Below are 22,489 nucleotides of genomic sequence, written 5' to 3' on the forward strand. Positions count from 1 at the left end.
TCGTCTCCTTACCTGTTGGGTTGCGGGGTCAGGCGCAGATAGGGCTTCACCGCGCGGAAGCCTTTCGGGAAGCGCTGCTTGAGTTCGTCCGGGTCCTGCAGCGAGGGCACGATCACCACCTCCTCGCCGTCCTGCCAGTTGGCCGGGGTAGCGACCTTGTAGTGGTCGGTCAGCTGCAGCGAATCGATCACCCGCAGGATCTCGTGGAAGTTGCGCCCGGTGCTCGCCGGATAGGTGATGATCAGCCGCACCTTCTTGTTCGGGTCGACGATGAACAGCGAACGCACGGTCAGGGTGTCGCTGGCGTTCGGGTGGATCAGGTCGTAGAGCCCGGAGACCTTGCGGTCGGCGTCGGCGAGGATCGGGAAATTGACCTGGACGTCCTGGGTTTCCTCGATGTCGCCGATCCATTTCAGGTGGAACTCCACCGGGTCCACCGAGAGCGCGATGGCCTTGACGTTGCGCTTGGCGAACTCCTCCTTGAGCTTGGCGGTGAAGCCCAGCTCGGTGGTGCATACCGGAGTGAAGTCGGCGGGGTGGGAGAACAGGACTCCCCAGCTGTCGCCCAGCCACTCGTGGAAACGGATGCGGCCGGCGCTGGAATCCTGTTCGAAGTCGGGGGCGATGTCGCCGAGACGGATGCTCATGGTCTGCTCCTGCAGTGTGGTCCTGAACTGGCGGCCACTATGCGCAGGGCGTTTCAAAAACAAAAAGAATATATTTTGATTTATTAATCGCTATTTGGAATAAAACAAAAGGCCAGCCCGGGGGAATATCCAAGTAACCAAATATTCTTTTATGGCATAAAAAAGATTCTCCTATAGTGCCACCATCTTTTGTCCGAACCCCCTGGATAGTCTCCATGAAGCGACTGCTGACCTCTTCCCTGCTGGCGGCCGGCGTGGCCCTGGCCTGCGCCACCAGCCAGGCGGCCCCTCTGCTGAACGTTTCCTACGACGTGATGCGCGACTTCTACAAGGAATACAACCCGGCCTTCCAGAAGCACTGGCAGGCCGAGGGCCATCCGCCGCTGCAGATCCAGATGTCCCACGGCGGCTCGAGCAAGCAGGCCCGCGCGGTGATCGACGGCCTGCCGGCCGACGTCATCACCATGAACATGGCCACCGACATCAACGCCCTGCACGACCACGGCCAGCTGATTCCGAAGAACTGGGCCGAGCGCCTGCCGGACCACAGCGCGCCCTTCACCTCGGCGACCGTGTTCATCGTCCGCAAGGGTAACCCGAAGCAGCTCAAGGACTGGCCCGACCTGCTCAAGGACGGCGTGCAGGTGGTGGTGCCCAATCCCAAGACCTCCGGCAACGGCCGCTACACCTACCTCTCGGCGTGGGGCTACGTACTGAAGAGCGGCGGCAACGAGCAGGCCGCCCGCGACTTCGTCGGCAAACTGTTCCGCCAGGCGCCGGTCCTCGACACCGGCGGTCGCGCCGCCACCACCACCTTCATGCAGAACCAAATCGGCGACGTGCTGGTGACCTTCGAGAACGAGGCGGAAATGATCGCCCGCGAATTCGGCCGCGGCGCCTTCGAGGTGGTCTACCCCAGCGTCTCCGCCCAGGCCGAGCCGCCGGTGACGGTGGTCGACAAGGTGGTCGACAAGAAAGGCACCCGCCAGGAGGCCGAGGCCTACCTGAAATACCTGTGGTCCGACGAGGGCCAGCGCATCGCCGCCAACAACTACCTGCGCCCGCGCAACCCGAAGATCCTCGCCGAATTCGCCGACCGCTTCCCCAAGGTCGAGTTGCTCGACGTGGTGAAGACCTTCGGCGAGTGGCCGGAAATCCAGAAGACCCACTTCAACGACGGCGGGGTGTTCGACCAGGTCTACGGCGCCCGCTGAGGAGCCCCTGCCGCCGGGTGGACGACCGCGCAGCGTTGTCCACCCTGCAAGTGCCCTGCCCCAACCCGTTTGCCGGGCGCCGCCGCACCGTCGAAGACGGGACGGAAACGCCCACTGCCGCGTCCCCAGCCCAGAACGGACCCCCATGAAAAAGAACGTCTTCGTCTTCAGCCGCCTCGCTCCCGAGCACCAGGAGCGCCTGCGCCGGCACTTCAACGTCACCCTCCTCGACCCCGCCGGGGACATCGCCGCCCAGTACGCCGCAGCGCTGCCAGCGGCCCACGGCCTGCTCGGCGTGGGCCGGCCCTTCGGCCCCGCCCAGCTGGAAGCGGCGCGGCAGCTGGAGGCGATCACCAGCATCTCGGTGGGCTACGACAACTACGACCTGGCCTACCTCGACGAGCGCGGCATCCTCCTCACCAACACCCCGGACGTGCTCACCGAGAGCACCGCCGACCTGGGCTTCGCCCTGCTGATCGGCGCCGCCCGCCGCGTCGCCGAACTCGACGCCTGGGTCAAGGCCGGCCACTGGCAGGCGCCGGTCGGCCCGGCGCAGTTCGGCAGCGACGTGCACGGCAAGACCCTCGGCATCCTCGGCCTCGGCAAGATCGGCGCGGCGATCGCCCGGCGCGGACGTTTCGGCTTCGGCATGGAGGTGATCTACCACGGCAACGGCCGCAAGGCCGAGCTGGAGGAGGAACTCGGCGCCCGCTACCGGAGCCTCGACGAGCTGCTCGGCGAGGCGGATTTCGTCTGCGTGGTGGTGCCGCTCAGCGAGCGCACCCGTCGGCTGATCGGCCGCCGCGAACTGGCGCTGATGAAGCCCTCGGCGATCCTGGTCAACATCGCCCGCGGCCCGGTGATCGACGAGGCGGCGCTGATCGAGGCCCTGCAGGAACGACGCATCCTGGCCGCCGGACTGGACGTCTACGAGAAGGAGCCGCTGCAGGAGTCGCCGCTGTTCGCCCTGCCCAACGCGGTCACCCTGCCGCATATCGGCTCGGCGACCCACGAGACCCGCCGGGCCATGGCCGAACGGGCGATCGACAACCTCGAGCGCGCGCTGCTCGGCGGCACTCCGCGGGACATCGTCAACCCGCAGGTCTGGAGCCGGCGCCAGCCGTAGCGAAAGCGTGGCCTCTCCCTGCCGGGGAGAGGCCATTGAAGGGGAGCCTCAGCTCCCCGCCCCTCCATGGGCTTCCTCGAAGAAATAGTCCTTCCAGGACGCCGCCTTGTTCTTCAGCACGCCCAGCTCGTGGAGCTTCTCGGCATAGATGAAGGTGCGCTGCGGGACGATGGTGAAGTCGTTTTCCTTATCCTCGACGATCTTCTCCACCAGCGCCGGCGCCAGCTTGGAGCTCTCCACGCGGATGTAGGTCTGCGCCGCGGCGCGCTTGTCGGCCTTGACGATCCGCTCGGCCTCGGCCAGGGCGTCGTAGAAGGCGCGGTAGGTCTTGGGATTCTCCTTGTGGAACTTCTCGGTGGTGTAGAGCACGTTGAAGGTCGCCGGCCCGCCGAGGATGTCGTAGGAGCTGATCAGCTTGCGCACCTTCGGGTTCTCCAGGGCCTGGTAATAGAAAGGGGCGCTGGAAAAATGCGCGCTGATCTCCGAGGCGCCGGAGATCAGCGCCGCGGTGGCGTCGGGATGCGGCAGGCTGACGCTGATGCCGTCGAAGCGCTGGAAGTGCTGCTTGCCGAACAGCTTGGCCGCCTCGATCTGCAGGGTCCGCGACTGGAAGCCGACGCCGGCGGCGGGCACCGCGATGCGGTCCTTCTCGCCCAGGTCCTGCAGGGACTTCACCGCCGGATTGTTGGTCAGCAGGTAGTTGGGCTGCGAGCCCAGCGCGGCGATGGCCTTGACGTTCTGCCGGCCGCGGGTGCGGTCCCACATGGTCAGCATCGGCGGCACGCCGGCCGACACCACGTCGAGGACGCCGGCCAGCAACGCCTCGTTCATCGCGGTGGCGCCGGAGATGCTGCGCCACTCCACCTGGATGTCGATGCCCTGCTCCTTGCCGTGCTTCTCGATCAGCTTCTGGTCGCGGACCACGTCGAGCAGCAGGTAGGCGATGCCGAACTGCTGGGCGATGCCGATGCTGCCCTCGGCCTGGGCGAGCAACGGGCCGGTCAGCAGCCCGGCGAGCACGCCGGCGGCCAGTCGGGCGGGACGGAAAAAGGGGTTTTTCTGCATGGGAAACCTCGGACGAACCCGCGCGAGGCCCGCGCGGGCGAAAACGGAAACGGCGCGGCGGATCAGTCGCGATCCACGGCGAACGGCTGCCAGGCCTGACGGGTCGGCATGACCTCCAGGCGGTTGATGTTGATGTGCGCGGGCAGGCTCGCCACGTAGAAGATCTGCTCGGCGATGTCCTCGGCGGTCAGCGGCGTGGTGCCGCTGTAGAGGCGCTCGGAGGCGGCCTGGTCGCCCCTGGTGCGCACCAGGGTGAATTCGGTCTCGGCCATGCCGGGCGCGATGTCGGTGACCCGCACGCCAGTGCCGAGCAGGTCGCAGCGCAGGTTGTAGCTGAACTGCTGGACGAAGGCCTTGGTCGCGCCGTAGACGTGGCTGCCCGGATAGGGCCACTGGCCGGCGACCGAGCCGAGGTTGACGATGCTCGCCCCCGCGCCGCTGGCGATCAGGGTCGGCAGCAGTGCATGGGTGACGTTGACCAGCCCGGTGACGTTGGTGTCGATCATGGTGTGCCAGTCGGCCAGCTCGACCTGCTGCGCCGCCTGTGGCGCCAGGGCCAGGCCGGCGTTGTTGACCAGCGCCCGAACCTGGCGGAAGGCTTCCGGCAGCTCGCCGACCACCTGCCGCACCGCGGCGGCGTCGCGCACGTCGAGGGCAGCGACATGCACCGGCACCTGGCCACCGAGTTCCTCCTGCAGCGCCTGCAGGCGCTCCAGACGGCGTCCGGTGAGGACCAGCGACCAGCCGGCGGCAGCGAAACGGCGCGCCGCGGCGCGGCCGAAACCGGAGGTGGCACCGGTAATGAAGACGATGTTGCTCATCTGCAATGCTCTCGTTGCGACTACATGAAAGGGAAAAGGGAGGAAGGGTTCAGCGCTGCATGCCCCAGCGCTTCACGGTGCAGCGCTCCAGCAGGGCGAAGACCAGACTCTCCACCAGCAGGCCGATGAGGATCACCACCACCAGGCCGGCGAACACCTTGTCGGTGTACAGCTCGTTGCGGTTCTGGAAGATGTACCAGCCGAGCCCGCCCTTGCCGGACGAGGCGCCGAACACCAGCTCGGCGGCGACCAGGGTGCGCCAGGCGAAGGCCCAGCCGATCTTCAGGCCGGAGAGGATCGACGGCAGCGCGGCGGGCACCAGGATCAGGGCGACGAAGCGCAGCCCGCGCAGGCCGTAGTTGCGCCCGACCATGCGCTGGGTTTCCGGGACGCCGAGAAAGCCGGCGTAGGTGTTCAGCGCCAGCGACCAGAGCACCGAATGCACCAGCACGAAGATCAGGCTGCCCTCGCCCAGGCCGAACCAGAGCAGCGCCACCGGCAGCAACGCGATGGCCGGCAGCGGGTTGAACATCGCGGTCAGGGTCGACAGCAGGTCGCGGCCGAGCTGGCTGGAGACCGCCAGGCTGGTCAGGACGAAGGCCAGCAGGATGCCGATCAGGTAGCCCTGGACCAGCACCGACAGGGAGATCGCCACCTTCTCCAGCAGCTCGCCGCTGGCCAGGCCCTCGGCCAGGGCGCGGGCGACCTGCAGGAAGCTCGGCAGCAGGAGGTCGTTGCCCTGCAGGCGGGCGACCACTTCCCAGAGCAGCGCCAGCGCGGCGAGGATCAGCGACTTGCGCAGCCAGCCCTGCTGCCACAGGCGCTGCGCCAGCGACAGCTCGCGCTCGAGCGGCAGATCGGTCAGGGGTTGCAGGGCGATTTCGTATTCCGGTCGCAGCGGCGGAGTCTGGCTCATGGTGTGTTTTCCGTAGAGTCTTAGGTAAAAACGGGAAGGCGCGTCAGCGCCCTTGTAGGAGCCAGCTTGCTGGCGATAGCCGTGGCCGGGCCGATCACCGATCGCCAGCAAGCTGGCTCCTACGCGGCATGCACGGCGGCGGGGCTTTCCCCTTCCTCGAAGAGCAGCCGGTGGATGCGCCGGGCGGCGTGCTGGAAGTCGGCGTTGCCGCTGCTGTGCAGGTCGAAGGCATGGCTGGCGACCTCGGCGCGGACCCGTCCCGGATGCGGCGAGAGCAGCAGGATGCGGTTGCCGACCACCAGCGCCTCCTCGATCGAATGGGTGACGAACAGCAGGGTGAACTTCACCTCCTGCCACAGTTCGAGCAGTTCCTCCTGCATCCGCCGCCGGGTCAGCGCATCCAGCGCGGCGAAGGGCTCGTCCATCAGCAGGATCTTCGGCTGCATGGCCAGGGCGCGGGCGATGGCCACGCGCGCCTTCATGCCGCCGGAGAGGGTGTGCGGGTAAGCGTCGGCAAACCTGGCCAGGCCGACCTTGTCCAGGTAATGCAGGGCGCGCTCTTCGGCCTCGCGGCGGTTCAGGGTGCGCGTGGCCAGCAGCGGGAACATCACGTTCTGCTTGACCGTCTTCCACGGCGGCAACTGGTCGAACTCCTGGAACACCGCGATGCGGTCGGGCCCCGGCTCGCGGACTTCCCGGCCGTCCAGGCGGATCGCGCCGTCGCGCGGGCGGATGAAGCCGGCCACCGCCTTGAGCAGGGTCGACTTGCCACAGCCGGAGGGCCCGAGCAGGACGAAGCGGTCGCCCGGATCGACCTCGAAGCTGACCTCGTGGGTGGCGCGCACCACGCGCTCGGCGGTGCGGTATTCGAGGCTGACGCCCTCGACCTGCAGCAGCGGCTGGAAAGCCGTCGCCACGGCGGGCGCGGAATTCTGGAGAAAGGCGTTCATCGTCTCAGCTCCCCTGGGCCAGCTTGGGATCGGGGAAGAAGTAGTCCTGCCAGGACGCCGGCTTGTGCTTCAGCGCGCCGACCCGATGGAGGAACTCGGCCAGCGGATAGGTGTTCTTCGGCGTCACGCTGAATTCGAACTGCGGGTTGTCGATGATCTTCAGCAGCGCGTCCTTGCCGATCTTCGCCCCGGTCACGCGGATGTAGGTGTCCGCCGCGGCGGCCTTGTCCTTCTGGGCGAAGTCGGCCGCCTCGGCCAGCGCGTCGACGAAGGCCCGGTAGGTCTTCGGATTGTCCTTGCGGAACTTCTCGGTGGTGTACAGCACGGTCGGCGAGTTCGGCCCGAGCAGATCGTAGGTGTCGAGCACCACGTGCACGTTGGGGTTTTCCAGCGCCTGGTTCTGGAACGGCGGGTTGGAGAAATGGCCGGTCAGCTCGGTGGCGCCGCCGGTCAGGGCCGTGGTGGCCTCCGGGTGCGGCAGCGCGACCGTGTACTTGTCCAGCCGGTCGTAGGCCTTGTCGCCCCACTGCTTGGCGGCGGCGTACTGCAAAAAGCGCGACTGGATGGAGACGCCCACCGCCGGCACCGCGATGCGGTCCTTCTCGGTGAAGTCGGCGATGGTCTTAACCTTGGGATTGTTGCTCAAGAGGTAGTACGGGAAGTTGCCCAGCGAGGCCACGCCCTTGACGTTCTGCTTGCCCTGGGTGCGATCCCAGACGGTCAGCAGCGGACCGATGCCGGCCCCGGCGATGTCGATGGTGCCGGCCAGCAGCGCGTCGTTGACCGCCGAGCCGCCGGACAGCTGGGTCCAGTCGACCTGGATGTCGAGGCCCTGCTCCTTGCCGTGCTTCTCGATCAGGTGCTGGTCGCGCACCACGTTGAGCAGCAGGTAGACGATGCCGAACTGCTCGGCGATGCGGATCTGGCCCTCGGCCTGGGCCGCCGCCGGCGTCAGCAGGCCGCCGGCGAGGCCGAGGCCCAGGGCGATACCGCCGGCGAGGCGGCGAATCGCGGGAAAGCGTTTGCCTGGAAACATGGGAAGCTCCATTGGATACGTGACGAAACGGATTCGCTGAAAGTCGGTTCGGTGCGCGACCGGGTAAAGCGCGGGCACGAGCGGTCGATGGGCGCACGCGTGCTCCACGCGCGGGAGCTGCCGCGGCAGCTCCCGCTCAGGGTCAGAACGGGGCGTCGCCCTGGATGGTCGTGCGATGCATCCGGCGCGGCAGGTGGTTCGGGCAACCGGTGGCCAGGTGGATCACCGAGCGGTTGTCCCAGAACAGCAGATCGTTGGGCTGCCACCGGTGGCGATAGACGAACTCGGGGCGCGCGCTGTGGGCGAACAGTTCGGCGAGGATCTGCCGGCTTTCCTCTTCCGGGATATCGAGGATATGGGTGGTGAAGTTCTCGTTGACGAACAGGCCCTTGCGCCCGGTTTCCGGGTGGGTGCGCACCACCGGATGGACGACCGCCTTCACCTCTTCCAACTGGGCCAGGGTCAGCGTCGGCCGCTGGATGCCTTCGAACACCTCGTCGGCATAGCGGGCGGTGTAGGAATGCACCGCACGGCGTCCCTCGATGGCCTTGCGCAGCGCCTCCGGCAGGGTCTCGTAGGCGTACTGCTGGTCGGCGAACAGGGTGTCGCCGCCCTCGGCCGGGAGTTGCCGGGCGTACAGCATGGCGCCGAGGCTGGGCAGCTCCTTGTAGGACAGGTCGGAGTGCCAGAACTTGCCGGCGTCGCCCAGGCCGATGGGCTTGCCGTTCTCGACGATGTTGGAGATGACGAAGATCTCCGGATGGCCGGCCAGCAGGAACTGCTTGAGGACGTGGATCTGCAGCGCGCCGAAGCGGCGGCTGAAGGCGATATGCTGCTCGGGCGTGATGCGCTGGTCGCGGAACGCCACGACCTTGTGCTCCAGGTGCGCGCCGTGGATACGGGCGAAATCCTGCGGATTGAGCGGACGGGACAGATCCAGACCGATGATTTCCGCACCCAGACCGCCGTCGAAGGGACGGATCTCGAACGACTGGGAAGGAACCTGGGAGGCAGACAACAAGGATTCAACCGCTGACATGGGGATCTCCAAACGCATGATCGGGCATGGCCCGAAGGAACTGGCGTGGACGCGAATGGCGCATCCATTTCTCTTCATGCGGCTCGGCGGTTGACCGACAAGTACGCGACAGGCGCAATTTAATGGAATATGAATTTTTATTTAAATAACTTTTTAGCCTATGGTAATGACCGACTTCGCCATGCGAACGGCGGCGTTGCCATCGGGCCGCTCAGGGCGCCAGCCAGGCGGGGGCTGGCGGCAGGGCAGCCGCCTTCCGGCGGAAGACGGCTGCGCGGCTCGGGGCGTCAGTGGCCGTTGCCGTGCTTGCCCGACTTGTCCGCGGGCTCCGGCATCAGCGTCAGCTTGCCGCCCATGTCGCTGCAGGTGCCGGAGAAGGTCCTGCCGTCCGGTCCGGTGAAGGAGCCGCTGTCGCCGACCTGCTTGCCTTCGCAGGCCTTGAGGGCGCCCGGCGGCGGGCCCATGCGGCCGTGCTCCGGCACCACCGCCAGCTTGCCCTCGACGTTCCGGCAGATGCCGGAGAAACTCTTGCCGTCCGCCTTGCCGAAGGACGCTCGGTCGCCGACCTGCTTGCCTTCGCAGGCTTTGAAGGCGGCTTCCGGCGGCGGCACCATGTGCTCGCCCGGCGGATGGCCGACAGCGCCCTCCTCGGCAGCCATCGCCAGGGGCGCGGCCAGGCAGGCCAGCAATGCAATGTGACGGATTTTCAGCATGTTGCACCTCTAGGGCAGTTCGGAGCGGCTATCACAGCATGCCTGCCGGTCGAGTGGCGAGTCTTTACGCTTCCGATACAGTTCCTGTCGTCGGGCGAACGGCCGGCGCTACCCCGTGCGGCGCCGGCTCCGCCCGATCAGATCGCGAAGAACCCGTGGGTGCCGTCGCGGCCCAGTTGCTCGACCAGACCGAACTCCCAGTCCAGATAGGCCTGCATCGCCTCGCGGGGATTGTCGGTGCCCTCGTAGGGACGCCGGTAGCGGTCGCTGCGCGGCACCGCCAGGGCGGTCTCGCCCTCCTCCAGCGGCAGGCCGGCGGCGATCCAGGCCGCGGTGCCGCCGGCCAGGACGAACACCGGCTTGCCGGTCAGCGCCTGCAGCTCGTCCACCGCATAGCGCGCCAGCAGGCTACTGCCGCAGGTGACCACGTAGCGTCCGGCCGGCGGCAGCGCCTCCAGGGCCTGCGGCAGCTGCGCGCGCAGCGCCCACCAGGCGCCGGGAATGTGCCGCTTGACGTAGTTGGCGCTGGTGGTGAAGTCCAACACCCGGGTGTCGCCCTCGGCCAGCCAGGTCTGCAGAGCTTCCGGCGCGATGTCCTCGCTCTGCGGCGCCGGCGGCACCGGCGCCGACCAGCCGCCCCGCTCGGCGAACTCCGCGGCGCCCAGGCCGTCCAGCACATGCACCTCCCAGCCCATCTGCGCCAGCCAGGAAGCGCTCATGTTGGCGCGCACGCCGTCGTCGTCGGCCAGCACCAGGCGCGCGCCGCGCACGCTGGCGAAGTGGTCGGTTTCCTGGACCAACTGGCCGCCCGGCGTGGAACGCGCGCCCGGCAGATGGCCGGCCTCGTACTCCTCCGGGGTGCGCACGTCGAATAGATAAGTGGTGCGGCTGGCCTCCTCCCGCCAGCGCGCCAGATCGGCGAGAGCGGCGCGGCCGACCCCGGCCTTGTCAGCCACCGCCCGGGCGGAGGCGGCGGCCAGCGCGCGGTTTTCGGCGGAGACTTCGGGGAATTTGCGGCTCTGCCCGTGCTCCAGCTGCTGGCCGGCCAGGGTCCAGCCGATGGTGCCGTTGCGCAGCGCCGCCACCGCGTTGGGAATCCCGGCGTTGACCAGCGACTGGGTGCCGATGAGGCTGCGGGTGCGCCCGGCGCAGTTGACGATCACCCGGGTCTGCGGGTTCGGCGCCAGCTCGCGCACCCGCAGCACCAGCTCGGCGCCGGGCACGCTGATCCCGCCGGGAATGCTCATGGTCTGGTATTCGTCGAAGCGCCGGGCGTCCAGCACTACCACGTCGGCCTTCTCGTCCAGCAGCGCCTTGACCTCCTCGGCGGCCAGCGACGGCGTGTGGCGCTCGGCCTCGACCAGCTCGCCGAAGGCCTTGCTCGGCACGTTGACGTCGATGAACAGCTCGCCGCCGGCTTCGCGCCAGCCGGCAAGGCCGCCCTCCAGCAGGGCGACGTCGTTGTAGCCCAGCGCCAGCAGGCGCTCGGCGGCCCGCTCGGCCAGGCCCTCGCCGTCGTCGTAGACGGTGACCGGCGTGCTGCGGCGCGGAACTCGCGCATAGACCTCGATCTCCAGGCGCGACAAGGGGATGTTGGCGGCGAACAGCGGGTGGCCCTCGGCGAACGGCGCTTCCTCGCGCACATCCAGCAGGGCCAGTTCCTCGCGCGCCAGCAGGGCGGCGCGGATATCGGTGAAGGAACGGGTGGCGATACGGCTCATGCGGGAACATTCTCCCTGGACAGATCCCAGATATTGGGCAGGACTTGGTTGGAATAACCGGAGATGAACGGCTTCTCGCTGCCGTCCGGCAGGTAGACGGCACGCCGCACGGCGCCGATGTTGGCGCCGTAGACGTGGATGCTGATCGACGGCTGGTCGGGGCTGGCGTTGAACACCCGGTGGATGTCGCCGATCCGCGGCGACACCGCCTCGACCTGGCCGGGCGACAGGCGCTGCGGATCGCCGAGCGGGCGCAGGCCCTCGGCGCTCACCTCGAAGTGCTGCGCATCCTCGGCGCCGCGCAGCATGCCGATCAGGCCCCAGACCCGGTGATCGTGCACCGGGGTGGTCTGTCCCGGTCCCCAGACGAAGCTGACCACCGAGAAGCGCTGGCGGGAGTCGGCGTGCAGCAGATACTGCTGGTAGCGCTCCGGGTCGGGTCGGGCGAAGGCTTCCGGCAGCCAGTCGTCGTGGCGGACCAGTTCGCGCAGCAGGTGCCGGCCTTCGCGCAGTACGCTCTCCTCGTCGTCATGACGGTCGAGCAGCTCGCCCAGGGCACCGACGAAATCACGCAGGCGGTCCAGGCGCAGGGGGGATTGACTCATCGTCGCTCATCCATTCTGTGACAAGATGGCGCCACGTTACCAAGCACCATATCATTATCAAAATGCACTTTATTCATAAGCTAATATGCTGATAACGCATGAAGACAGATGACATCGAAGCCTTCGTCGCCGTCGTCCGCTGCCAGTCGCTGAGCCTGGCCGCCGACAGCCTGCAACTGACCCAGTCGGCGATCACCCGCCGCGTGCAGAATTTCGAGGACGACCTCGGCACCCTGCTGCTCGACCGCAACACCAAGCCCCTCAAGCCGACGGCCATGGGCCTGCGGGTCTACGAGCAGTGCCGCGAGGTGCTGCGCAGCATGGACGTGCTGCGCGAGATCGTCGCCCGCGACGCCCCGCCCAGCGGCACCCTGCGCCTGGGCGTGCCGCAGACCATCGGCGACGTGGTGCTGCTCGACACCCTGGAGCAGCTGAGGAACACCTATCCCGACCTGCAGACCCAGGTCTCCAGCGGCTGGGGCAGCACCTTGCTCGAGCGCCTGGAAAACCTCGAACTGGACGCCGTGGCGGCGCTGTTTCCCGCCAGCAAGAGCTTTCCCGAGGGCATCGCCGCCACCTCGCTGGGGCGCCTGCGGCTCTTGGTGGTGGCCGCCCGCGGCAGCTCGGAAAGGCGCGGCGGCAGACTCGCCGACTGCTGCGACCGCGGCTGGGTGCTGAACCCGGACGGCTGCGGCTTCCGCGCCGGCCTGCAGCACGCCCTGGCCGAACAGGGCCTGAAACTGCGGATCAACCTGGAAACCTTCGGCAGCGAACTGCAGCTCGGCCTGGTGGCGAAGAACCTCGGCCTCGGCCTGGTTCCCGAGCCGCTGCTCTTGGCCAGCCGCTACCGCGAGCAATTGGAGGTCGTCGCCCTCGCCGACTTCAAGCCGACGGTCGACCTCTGGCTGCTGCAGCCGCGCTTCGTCGGCAACCTGCACGGCGCCATCGAACTGTTCGGCAACCTGGTGGCCCGCCACCTGGCTTCGCCGCCGGTGGCGGGCGGCGTCTGAACGGGGGGCGGACTCATTCGCGGCGGGTGGCGCCCTGTAGGGTGGAAAACGACCGCAGGTCTTTTCCACCGGGCATTACGGGATGGAAGCGGATTGGTAGAAAACGCGGTGTGGTTTTCTACCAATCGGCGCTGGCAGCAATGACCTAAAGCAGACGCTCTCTCATTGTCAACCAAAACTTCAGAATCTCATTTGCCATCAGTTTTTTCCCAATATAGCTTTGAGGTTTCTCCAAGAAAACGCAATTCTGGTAGCGGGTCAGAGGACGTTAGTTGGACCCAGGCGGTGATGCTTTTAGAAACTTTCGTGGGTCTGCTGCTTACGAGCTCTCGCGCTAGTCTCGCGCAACTCCAGCGTAACGTTGGTACATTATCATCTGGCACTCCCGAGCCAAGCGGTCGGTGCTCATATGAAAGCTCTACGAGCATCTTTTTAAGCCCTGACTCAATTAATGCAAAAGAGCTTTCGCTAATCCATGCGCTCTGGTGCTTCGCAATGTCTAGCATCAAGCTTAAGCCCCATGGCAGTGCTGGCATGCGGCGCGCTGCAATAATTCCAGAAAGCGTATTAATCAACAGCTCTGGCAGCCCAGACTGACTTAGATCAGGCCGATGAATCCAGTATGAAATTACGTTTGAGGCATTATTTACTTTGGAAACATCCGAATCTATGAGGTGCTCTACCAGTTCAGCTTCCACTCGGAGCAGCTCATATTCATCGCGCTACTTTAATGCTCTCATAAGACGGAATCGCCAAAAATTATTGCCAAATTCGGCGCTTTGATCAACGACTGACTGAAACCATTTGCCTATATTTGAGTCACAGAGCGAGCCAGATGTGTTTTCGTTTTCAACCATCGCTGCGACAATGCTATCAAATAAGTCCAGTCGCTGATTGACTGCTGTGCGCAATTCATTTACATGGAGCAGTTCTTCACGTACGTCCTGCCACTCGTTGTCCCACCACCGCTTTACTAATTGAAGGCCTGCAAGCATGTCGCTTTCCGGCCATGGTTTTCTTTCCAGTGAACGAATCCAATTCTGTAGCAAGTCATTATTAGCAAGGGGACTCCAGGATTTTCTAGAGTTTCGGGAACTTATCGTGAAGGATGATGGTGCCGCGAAAGATGTTATTTCTTGACTAAGAATCCAGCGTCTAAAAGAGAGGTCAAAATCGACGTTATTATCATCTAGCCAAGTGAAGGCGGCCCAAGGATAGTGGCCAGGTATCAGTGGCCAGGATTCGCCTTTAACTAGAAACTGCCTGATGACCTCTTTTTGACTATTTGTGATGAAGCCCCAGCTATTCAGCCAGAATAAACGTTGCCAGGCATCCTTCAACACTGTGGTGCTTGGGGCATTGCTCGGATTCTGGTTTAGCTGTAGCGGTTCTAATTTCGAAATTAGATTATCAATAACGGCCGAAATATTATGATTTTCGTTAGAAATAATTAAATCATTGTCACGCCGTTGAAGCATGTGCAGACATATCCAATCATCTTCAAAATACTGATCTCTTACCAACAAAGCAGTTACGTCAGGAATGCTGGCAATTGAAGGAGCAATTCTCGCCCTGTCATCCACCGGCAGAGCTTCAAAACACCGTGAAAGTACTAGCGCAAGCTCTTTCCAAAGCAGGTGAAGACGCCAAAGCAAAGGCTGGTGGTACAGGGCGATGACTCGTTCCATGAAAGAATATACTTTTGCTGTATCGCTAATGCGGATGACCAACCGAGCGAATACGTCCATGTGAAAGCCAGTCACACGTTGCAGATCTTCGTCATCGACCGGATCGCTGAACATACGCTCGACAAGGCTTAGAGAGCGAGAGCAAATCTGTAGCGCAAGCGACTCCTCGGTGCGAGCAACTTGGTACCGAGATAGCCAGCCTGCTGTGTGCAGCAATTGATTTGGATTTCTCGGTTTCAACATATTTTTGTTGAGGCCTCTTATCATTACGCTCAGCACCCGCTGCATTGAGTCCGCGTATTGCACCCACCACGCGGCTTGAGCAAATGAGCCAATGTCGAAGGTCACACTTTCAATGCGAGGCACCAACGCAACTCGATCGCTCAACGTTAGCCAGGCGAATGCTGCGTATATTTTATCTCTTAAGTTCTGAGAGCCGTTTAGCTGTTCAGTTGCTGAATAGCGTCCCAACTCAAATTGGGGAGTGTAGCTTTTGGGCTGAGATGGGGGAGGTGTTTCGGCATTTAAGGCAGCGGTAAGCTGTTGCAGCTCAAGCCGAGAGTCAAATCCTTTCGCTGCGAGATCCGCCAGCCGACGATCAAGCTGCTCGGATGGAAGCGCATTATTCGAGTCTTCTTCAGTAGAGGGCCAACGCCAACTTTTGGAGGTTTGTAAATAGCTTATCGCCAAGCATGCCCATGCTTCTTGAGATAAATATTGCGTGCTATTAGAACGCAACCGTTGATTGCTGCGTAACTGCTGCAGCCCTTTCAAGCTGACAGCAATACCTGCCTCTGGTTTGCCAACCTCTCCCAAAAGCATACCTTTTCGAACACGCATATAGCTGTCCGATGAGCGGATGTGCCATTCACTAAGTAAACGGTGGGCGATATCACGGTCACCCTCATAAAGTGCAAGTAGAATTGACTCGTGCGCAATCTCGTCATGAAGCTGAAGATCCTTCGGTAGCACGGACGCAAGAAGTTCTTTCAGTGCGTTGAAATCATCTCGACGAAGCTCTTGCCTAGCCCAGCGCAACAGGCTCACTCCGAGATCACGCCAGCGTCGTTGAAATTCTATCGTTGATTCAATGCCGAACCGCTTAAGCTCCGTTTTCTGCTTATCGAACATAGTGACGGAATACTTGCTTGTTGCTTTGATCAAAGCCAGCGCGGCTAAGGCCAATGAGTCATCGAAGCACTGGAGAAGTACTTCCTGGTGCCAAGCGTACTCTGCGAGCACTGCAACTCCGACATGCGGCGTGTCCTGTACTAGTTTGTCGAGCAGATCTTTGCCATTTAAGAATCCAGGAATTGCATCAATGCTATGCTGAAAGCGCCGGCGTACAGAGATTGGTGCTATTAGCCATCCCGGATAAGTTCTACGCAAATTTCCAACAGGAGCATATACGTTCAACAGGCGACTTCGCCGTTCGTCTACATCTTGATGAGGAAGGCGTGATACCTGATCCAGAGGGGGAAGGTCACCCCACTCAGAGTCTTCTTCCTCAAGCGGCTTTGCCAATAGCCGAAACATAGCGTCAAATCGGGAGAAGTAGTCCAACTCGTCTACCCCACTTGGCAAAGGCAAAACCACTGGGGTCACTTGGCGTGCTTCGAGTAGCGTTCGCTGACCAAGCGACGGGGCACGACTGACAAATAAATAGATGGGCAAAGCATGTTTATCAAGCATGTCACGAACCCATCCGATCCAGTGCAAGAAATTTGGATCATCACCGGAGAATCCAACGAGACAGAACACATTTTCAAGCAATGATTGGCGCACCAAATTTACGAAAGGTGCAAATAACTCTGGGTAGCGCCGATAGTCATCTTCCGTAAAGATGAATGGCCTCTGAGACGGAAAAGATCCGTGCAATTTTACAATGCGTCGTCTGCCTAGGATTTTCGATTGTGGAATGTCTTCGCGACAAATCACCGTATAATGGGCACGCTCAACGATGTCGTCCGCTGCTCGTTCCAATAAGGTGTCGTAGTTAGTAGTGAAGATCTCTGACCATGGCAACTGAAGTAGTTGATTGTGCAAAATACCTGGACGCACTCTGTCGTCAGGAATGAGGCGCTTCAAAACTTCTTCGAGTGCGGGCTTAGAAAAAACGCGGGCATATTGCTCACCCAGTTGCGTTACCATGCCTGCTGAAAAATCCTTCAGATCACTGTCCGTCGGGTTCAATTCGCGCCATAGTTCTTTCGCAACGTCGTACCACATGGCCAACTGATCGCCATTTTCTGCATTTCGACTGAATCCGGCTCCTACCATGACTGCGGCATTGCCGTTGGCTAATGCTTTGCGGATAGCGTTGTAGTGGACCTCATCGTTGATTTTTATAGACACTGCTCCCCCTGTTGCCGCTGTAAAGCCGCCGCGTTTTCTATAAGAGTAATCATTGTAAGTAGCAGCCGATTAAGTTACATGGCATTGTGCTATGATGCCTATATGTCAATTGGTACTCTCGCGCCTAGCCGCTTCTGGTCGACTGCAGCCAATGGCCAATGGATGTCAGCCACTTGAGGCGCCACACGACCAAGCAAGTCCCCCCTCGTTCAGCTCCTGCAGCATCTGAGGGGGCAACGGGGAACCGATCATGATCCCCCCTCACGTCCCCTTCCTCCTCACCGCCACTATCCCCACCCGCATCCCGAACAGCCTGAACACGCTGTCCAGGGTCGCTACCGTGGGGTTGCCGGTGTCCTGTTCGAGCTGGCGCAGGGTACGCAGGGAGAGTTTGCACATGCGGGCGAAGTCGGTCTGGTTCAGGCCGGTGACGCGCAGGCGCAGTTGGCGGATCGCGCCGCCGAAGCTCAGGGTGCCGTCGGCCAGTTGCTGGCGGATTTCGTCGAGTACCGCGCCGCGGTCTTCTTCCGGCTTCTTCATGGCATGTCCGGCAGCGACTGCTGCGCGCCCCGTGTGAGTCGGTCCAGATAGGCATCATAGTGCCTATTTTTAGCCTTCCCAAGCATGAAAAAGGTATTTAAATACCCATTTCGACGTCTTACTCGTGCGAAACAGGCAATGTATTGCCTTCTGTCATGCAAGCGCATTCACGCCGATCCGGGCGCCGCCCTAACAACAGCAGGCCGATGGCGAAGCCGAACGAAGGTGGATGGCTTCGGCCATCCACCCTACCCACTCCGAACCCGCGAGGCACGCATGAAAGCCACGCACAAAATGCAAATAAAGCAAATTAAAGACGATTAAAGTTAAAACTGAGGAATATTAATTTATAAGAAAATCGAATTTCAGATTGCTCTCTTATGCATGCAGTATTGGGCCACCACTTCCTGCAGGCCCCTCAACCGGCGCTACAGATGGCTGGCCCACCGGACCACCGGACGACTCGGCATCGTGACAGTCGCCCCAGGTGCATTCCGATGAGCATCACTCCACTTCGCAACCCTTCCCGGGCAGCCGCGGGCTCGCCCGTCCGCCCCGGCAGCCCGGCCTTTTCCGCGCTGCTGAACCGTCTCGGCGAGGAGTTCGCCGGGCGTGCCGCCGACTACGACCGCAGCGGCGAGTTTCCCCAGGAAAACTTCCATCGCCTGCATCAGGAAGGCCTGCTGGCCCTGACCATTCCCCTGTCCCAGGGCGGCCTGGGCGGCGGACTGGCCGAGGCCGTCGAGGCCATCGGCGCGGTGGCCAAGGGCGATCCGTCCACCGCGCTGATCCTGGCCATGCAGTACCTCCACCACAACCGCCTGCAGGACAACCCGCAGTGGCCGAACGCGCTGCGCCAGCGGGTGGTCCGCGAGGCCGTCGAGGACGGTGCGCTGATCAACGCGCTGCGCGTCGAGCCGGCGCTCGGCTCGCCCTCGCGCGGCGGCCTGCCGGCCACCGTCGCCCGGCGCACGCCCGAGGGCTGGCGGATCAGCGGCAGCAAGCTCTACTCCACCGGCAGCTACGGGCTGACCTGGTGCAACGTGTTCGCCCGCAGCGACGACCCCGACCCGCTGGTCGGCGTCTGGCTGGTGCGCCAGGACAGCCCCGGCATCCGCATCGTCGAGGACTGGGACCACCTGGGCATGCGCGCCACCTGCAGCCACCGCATCGACTTCGACGAGGTGCTGGTGCCGCTGGAGCACGCGGTCAACGTGGCGCCGGCCAGCCACCGGAGCACCGATACCGAACTCGACCCCGAGGGCCTGTTGTGGATGGGCGCCCTGCTCGGCGCCCTCTACGACGGCGTCGCCCGCGCCGCCCGCGACTGGCTGGTCGACTGGCTGAAAAACCGCACGCCGAGTGCGCTCGGCGCGCCGCTCGCCTCCCTGCCGCGCCTGCAGCAACTGGTCGGCGAAATCGACAGCCTGCTGCTGGTCAACCGCAGCCTGCTGGAGGCCGCCGCCGGCCGGCGCCTGCCGGAAGGCAGCAGCGGCCAGCTCAAGCACTTGGTCACCGACAACGCCATCCGCGCGGTGGAGCTGGCCCTGCAGGCCTCCGGCAACCACGGCCTGAGCAGGAACAACCCCTTGGAGCGGCACTACCGCGACGTGCTGTGCGGACGCATCCACACGCCGCAGAGCGATGTCGTGCTGGTCAAGGCCGGTCAGGCCGCCCTGGGCCTCTAGCAAATCCGCCGACCCCGAACCCATTACCCGATTCTCACGGAAGCGATTCGCATGACCTTCAACTCCAACCTCTCCCGCCGCCGCCTGCTCGGTCTGGCCGGCACCGCCGCCGCGGCCGCCGCCGTCGGCCGCTTCGCCTGGGCCGCCGATCCGCACGCCCATGCCGGCCACGCCGGCCATGCCGCGCCGGCACAAAGCTTCTCGCTCGACGCCAAGGGCTGGGCGCTGCCGGCGCCGCGCAAGCTCAAGCTGGCGACCAACCTCAACGCGATCTGCCTGGCCCCGGTCGCGGTGGCCGACAGCCAGGGCTTCTTCCGCAACCACAACCTGGAAGTCGAGTTCGTCAACTTCGGCCACTCCACCGAGGTGCTGCTCGAATCCCTGGCCACCGGCAAGGCCGACGCCGCCACCGGCATGGCGCTGCGCTGGCTGAAGGCGCTGGAGCAGGGCTTCGACGTCAAGCTGACCGCCGGCACCCACGGCGGCTGCCTGCGCCTGATCGCCCAGGAAAACGGCCCGCGCAGCTTCGCCGACCTCAAGGGCAAGACCATCGGCGTCACCGACATGGCCAGCCCGGACAAGAATTTCTTCTCGCTGATGCTCAAGCGCCACGGCGTCGATCCGGTCCGCGACGTGAACTGGCGGACCTACCCCATCGACCTGCTCGGCACCGCCCTGGAGAAAGGCGAGATCCAGGCCGCCAGCGGCTCCGACCCGATGATGTACCGCCTGCGCAACCAGCCGGGCAAGCGCGAGCTGTCGACCAACCTGGTCGAGGAGTACGCCAACCTCAGTTGCTGCGTGGTCGGCGTCGGCGGCAACCTGGTGCGCAAGGAAAAACCGGTCGCCGCCGCCGTCACCCACGCCATCCTCCAGGCCCACGCCTGGGCGGCGCAGCACCCGGAAACCGTGGCCCAGGACTTCCTCAAGTTCGCGGTCAACACCAATTCCGAGGAGATCCGCGCCATCCTCAACGAGCACACCCACGCCCACTACTCGGTGGGCAAGGCCTTCGTCGAGGAAATCGCCGTCTATGCCCGCGACCTGAAAGCCGTGGAGGTGCTGCGCGCCAGTACCGATCCCCGAAAATTCGCGGAGAGCATCCATGCCGACGTATTCAGCTGAATTGCCGCGGCGGGCCGCCGCCCGCCCCTTCGCCGTGTGGAAGACCGGCCTGCTGGCGGCCGCCGGCTGGCTGGCCTTCGCCCTCTACAGCAGCGAGGCGCCCAACGCCATCCGCGACTGGCCCTACACCCGCGAACTGGCCAACCTCTCGCTGGCCAACGCCGCCCTTTTGGCGCTGATCGCCCTGCTCCCCGGCCCGACCGCCCGGCTCGCCGAGCGCCTGCGCCCCGCCGGCCCGTGGCTGCTCGCCCTGCCGCTGCTGCTCGGCCTCTGGCAGCTCGCCACCGCCAAGCTGGGGCTGCTGCCGGTACCCTTCTTCGCCCCGCCGCAGGCACTGCTGGAGGTCTACGCCGAGGACTGGCCGCGCCTCGCCGAGAGCCTGCTGCACTCCTTCTGGCTGCTCGCCAACGGCGTGCTGCTCGGCTCGGTGTTCGGCTTCGTCGCCGGGGTGTCGATCGGCTGGTCGCAGCGCATCGGCTACTGGCTGCACCCGGTGCTGCGCATCCTCGGCCCGGTGCCGTCCACCGCGTTGCTGCCGATCTGCTTCTTCATCTTCCCCAGCAGCTGGGGCGCCAGCGTGTTCCTGATCGCCCTGGCGACCTGGTTCCCGGTCACCGTGCTGACCTGGTCGGGCGTCGCCAGCGTCGACCGCGCCTACTACGACGTGGCGCGCACCCTGGGCGCCAGCGAGCGCTTCCTGATCTTCCGCGTGGCGATCCCGGCGGCCCTGCCGCACGTCTTCGTCGGCCTGTTCATGGGCCTCGGCGCGTCCTTCTCGGTGCTGGTGGTGGCCGAGATGATGGGCGTCAAGGCCGGCCTCGGCTGGTACCTGCAATGGGCCCAGGGCTGGGCGGCCTACGCCAACATGTACGCCGCGCTGCTGGTGATGGCGCTGCTCTGCTCGGGGCTGATCACCGCGTTGTTCCTGATCCGCGACCGCGTCCTGTCCTGGCAGAAAGGAGCCGTGAAATGGTGAGCGCCAGCCTGAAGACCGCCGCCCCGGCGCGGGGCCTGCACCTGGAAGTGAAGAACCTCAGCCACGCCTTCGACCTGGGCAAGACCAGCCTGCCGGTGCTCAACCAGGTCGACCTGAGCCTGCAGCCGGGCGAGAGCGTCGCCTTGCTCGGCCCCTCGGGCTGCGGCAAGTCGACCCTGCTGCGCCTGGTCGCCGGGCTGGAGGCGCCGCTGTCCGGGCAGATTCTGGTCGACGGCCAGCCGGTCGGTGCGCCCGATCCGTCGCGCATCCTGGTGTTTCAGGACCCGACCCTCTACCCCTGGCGCACCGTGTGGGACAACGTCGCCCTCGGCCTGCAGGCCCGCGGCCTGATCAACAGCCAGCGCGAGCGGGTCGACGCGGCGCTGGCCAAGGTCGGCCTCGGCGAATTCCGCGACGCCTATCCGCGCCAGCTTTCCGGCGGCATGGCCCAACGCGCCGCACTGGCCCGCGCGCTGGTCAACGAACCGCGCCTGCTGCTGCTCGACGAGCCCTTGGGCAAGCTCGACTCGCTGACCCGCATCGCCATGCAGGGCGAGCTGATCCGCCTGTGGCAGCAGCAGCGCTACAGCTCGCTGCTGGTCACCCACGACGTGGAGGAAGCCCTGCTGCTCAGCGACCGGGTGCTGGTGTTCAGCAACCGCCCGGCGCGCATCCTCGCCGAGCTGAAGGTCGAGCGCGATTACCCGCGCCACCGCGACGACCCGCACCTGGTCGAGCTGCGCCAGCAGGCGCTGGAGTTGCTGGGCTTGGGGAGCAGTTGGTGAGGGACCGTCTCCGGTGTAGCGCCTGCAGGGTGGATAGGCGCGCCCGCCCCCGCCTGCAGGCGCCGGTTGCCAGGACCGGCCCGCTCTCTTAGCCCAGCCGCTTCAGCAGCGGCCCGGCGTCGTAGGGCGCCTGGCCCTGCAGCGCTTCCTCGATGCGCAGCAGCTGGTTGTACTTGCCCACCCGGTCCGAGCGGCACAGCGAGCCGGTCTTGATCTGTCCGGCGCGGGTCGCCACCGCCAGATCGGCGATGGTGGTGTCCTCGGTCTCCCCCGAACGGTGCGAGATCACCGCCGTGTAGCCGGCGGCCTGGGCCATGCGGATCGCGTCGAGGGTCTCGCTGAGGCTGCCGATCTGGTTGAACTTGATCAGGATCGAGTTGCCGATGCCCTTCTCGATGCCTTCCTTGAGGATCTTGGTGTTGGTGACGAACAGGTCGTCGCCGACCAGTTGCACCTTGTCGCCGAGCTT

General features: G+C 64.3%; 20 protein-coding genes and 1 pseudogene. 7 read left to right on the top strand and 14 right to left on the bottom strand.

The genetic code is table 11. From position 1 onward, the window contains the following. Positions 1-8: 8 nt before the first annotated feature. On the bottom strand, positions 9-647 hold the full coding sequence (locus BMY22_RS13895; RefSeq protein WP_090622996.1) for a peroxiredoxin: 639 nt from the start codon (positions 645-647) through the stop codon (positions 9-11). A gap of 215 nt (positions 648-862) precedes the next feature. Between BMY22_RS13895 and BMY22_RS13900 the strand changes: the two genes are divergently transcribed. Together BMY22_RS13900 and BMY22_RS13905 are read left to right on the top strand one after the other, a co-directional pair. Further along, positions 863-1,861: a sulfate ABC transporter substrate-binding protein gene (locus tag BMY22_RS13900; protein ID WP_090622998.1), complete on the top strand. Its 999-nt coding sequence runs from the start codon at positions 863-865 to the stop codon at positions 1,859-1,861. 145 nt (positions 1,862-2,006) lie between these two features. After that, the gene (locus tag BMY22_RS13905) at positions 2,007-2,987 is read left to right on the top strand and encodes a 2-hydroxyacid dehydrogenase (RefSeq protein WP_090623001.1); all 981 of its coding nucleotides are present in this window, start codon (positions 2,007-2,009) and stop codon (positions 2,985-2,987) included. Between the two features lie 48 nt (positions 2,988-3,035). Here BMY22_RS13905 and BMY22_RS13910 read toward each other — a convergent pair whose 3' ends face one another. The 9 genes from BMY22_RS13910 to BMY22_RS13950 all read right to left on the bottom strand — a co-directional run bounded on the left by BMY22_RS13910 (position 3,036) and on the right by BMY22_RS13950 (position 11,853). After that, complete coding sequence (locus BMY22_RS13910; protein ID WP_090623002.1) at positions 3,036-4,052, bottom strand: ABC transporter substrate-binding protein; 1,017 nt, start codon at positions 4,050-4,052, stop codon at positions 3,036-3,038. Between the two features lie 62 nt (positions 4,053-4,114). Then, on the bottom strand, positions 4,115-4,873 hold the full coding sequence (locus BMY22_RS13915) for an SDR family NAD(P)-dependent oxidoreductase (protein WP_090623005.1): 759 nt from the start codon (positions 4,871-4,873) through the stop codon (positions 4,115-4,117). Between the two features lie 49 nt (positions 4,874-4,922). Next, a complete protein-coding gene (locus BMY22_RS13920; RefSeq protein WP_090623007.1) occupies positions 4,923-5,789 on the bottom strand; it encodes an ABC transporter permease in 867 nt (288 codons plus the stop codon). A gap of 119 nt (positions 5,790-5,908) precedes the next feature. Then, positions 5,909-6,739 (bottom strand): ABC transporter ATP-binding protein, encoded by an 831-nt coding sequence (locus BMY22_RS13925; RefSeq protein WP_090623009.1) that lies wholly within the window; start codon positions 6,737-6,739, stop codon positions 5,909-5,911. Between the two features lie 4 nt (positions 6,740-6,743). Then, a complete protein-coding gene (locus BMY22_RS13930) occupies positions 6,744-7,775 on the bottom strand; it encodes an ABC transporter substrate-binding protein (protein ID WP_090623011.1) in 1,032 nt (343 codons plus the stop codon). A gap of 142 nt (positions 7,776-7,917) precedes the next feature. Then, positions 7,918-8,814 carry a TauD/TfdA dioxygenase family protein gene (locus BMY22_RS13935; protein WP_090623013.1) on the bottom strand — a complete coding sequence of 299 codons (897 nt, stop codon included), beginning with the start codon at positions 8,812-8,814 and terminating at the stop codon, positions 7,918-7,920. A 287-nt stretch (positions 8,815-9,101) separates the two neighbouring features. Beyond that, positions 9,102-9,527, bottom strand: a complete 426-nt coding sequence (locus BMY22_RS13940) for a hypothetical protein (RefSeq protein WP_090623015.1) — start codon at positions 9,525-9,527, stop codon at positions 9,102-9,104. 137 nt (positions 9,528-9,664) lie between these two features. Continuing rightward, complete coding sequence (locus tag BMY22_RS13945; protein ID WP_090623016.1) at positions 9,665-11,248, bottom strand: rhodanese homology domain-containing protein; 1,584 nt, start codon at positions 11,246-11,248, stop codon at positions 9,665-9,667. After that, positions 11,245-11,853: a cysteine dioxygenase family protein gene (locus tag BMY22_RS13950; RefSeq protein WP_090623019.1), complete on the bottom strand. Its 609-nt coding sequence runs from the start codon at positions 11,851-11,853 to the stop codon at positions 11,245-11,247. Before BMY22_RS13950 ends, BMY22_RS13945 begins: the two co-directional genes overlap by 4 nt. A gap of 98 nt (positions 11,854-11,951) precedes the next feature. Here BMY22_RS13950 and BMY22_RS13955 point away from each other — a divergent pair, with 98 nt between their 5' ends. After that, positions 11,952-12,863 carry a LysR family transcriptional regulator gene (locus tag BMY22_RS13955; protein WP_090623020.1) on the top strand — a complete coding sequence of 304 codons (912 nt, stop codon included), beginning with the start codon at positions 11,952-11,954 and terminating at the stop codon, positions 12,861-12,863. Positions 12,864-13,051: 188 nt separating this feature from the next. Here BMY22_RS13955 and BMY22_RS23815 read toward each other — a convergent pair whose 3' ends face one another. The 3 genes from BMY22_RS23815 to BMY22_RS13965 all read right to left on the bottom strand — a co-directional run bounded on the left by BMY22_RS23815 (position 13,052) and on the right by BMY22_RS13965 (position 17,446). After that, complete coding sequence (locus tag BMY22_RS23815; protein WP_143068494.1) at positions 13,052-13,561, bottom strand: hypothetical protein; 510 nt, start codon at positions 13,559-13,561, stop codon at positions 13,052-13,054. 24 nt (positions 13,562-13,585) lie between these two features. Further along, the gene (locus BMY22_RS13960; RefSeq protein WP_090623022.1) at positions 13,586-16,906 is read right to left on the bottom strand and encodes an SIR2 family NAD-dependent protein deacylase; all 3,321 of its coding nucleotides are present in this window, start codon (positions 16,904-16,906) and stop codon (positions 13,586-13,588) included. Positions 16,907-17,167: 261 nt separating this feature from the next. After that, on the bottom strand, positions 17,168-17,446 hold the full coding sequence (locus BMY22_RS13965; protein ID WP_090623024.1) for a helix-turn-helix domain-containing protein: 279 nt from the start codon (positions 17,444-17,446) through the stop codon (positions 17,168-17,170). A 497-nt stretch (positions 17,447-17,943) separates the two neighbouring features. On the opposite strand from BMY22_RS13965, the gene BMY22_RS13970 reads away from it, so the two are divergent. Genes BMY22_RS13970 through BMY22_RS13985 form a run of 4 tightly spaced genes read left to right on the top strand, consistent with a single transcriptional unit; the run spans position 17,944 to position 22,020 of the window. After that, complete coding sequence (locus tag BMY22_RS13970; protein ID WP_090623026.1) at positions 17,944-19,134, top strand: acyl-CoA dehydrogenase family protein; 1,191 nt, start codon at positions 17,944-17,946, stop codon at positions 19,132-19,134. Positions 19,135-19,185: 51 nt separating this feature from the next. After that, complete coding sequence (locus tag BMY22_RS13975) at positions 19,186-20,259, top strand: ABC transporter substrate-binding protein (RefSeq protein ID WP_090623028.1); 1,074 nt, start codon at positions 19,186-19,188, stop codon at positions 20,257-20,259. Beyond that, positions 20,240-21,235 carry an ABC transporter permease gene (locus BMY22_RS13980; RefSeq protein WP_090623030.1) on the top strand — a complete coding sequence of 332 codons (996 nt, stop codon included), beginning with the start codon at positions 20,240-20,242 and terminating at the stop codon, positions 21,233-21,235. Before BMY22_RS13975 ends, BMY22_RS13980 begins: the two co-directional genes overlap by 20 nt. Next, complete coding sequence (locus BMY22_RS13985) at positions 21,229-22,020, top strand: ABC transporter ATP-binding protein (protein WP_090623032.1); 792 nt, start codon at positions 21,229-21,231, stop codon at positions 22,018-22,020. Before BMY22_RS13980 ends, BMY22_RS13985 begins: the two co-directional genes overlap by 7 nt. An 88-nt stretch (positions 22,021-22,108) precedes the next feature. Here the strand turns inward: BMY22_RS13985 and eno are convergent. After that, a pseudogene (gene eno, locus BMY22_RS13990) lies at positions 22,109-22,489 on the bottom strand (phosphopyruvate hydratase); the annotation flags it as partial.

Source organism: Azotobacter beijerinckii (assembly GCF_900110885.1).
Lineage (GTDB): Bacteria > Pseudomonadota > Gammaproteobacteria > Pseudomonadales > Pseudomonadaceae > Azotobacter > Azotobacter beijerinckii.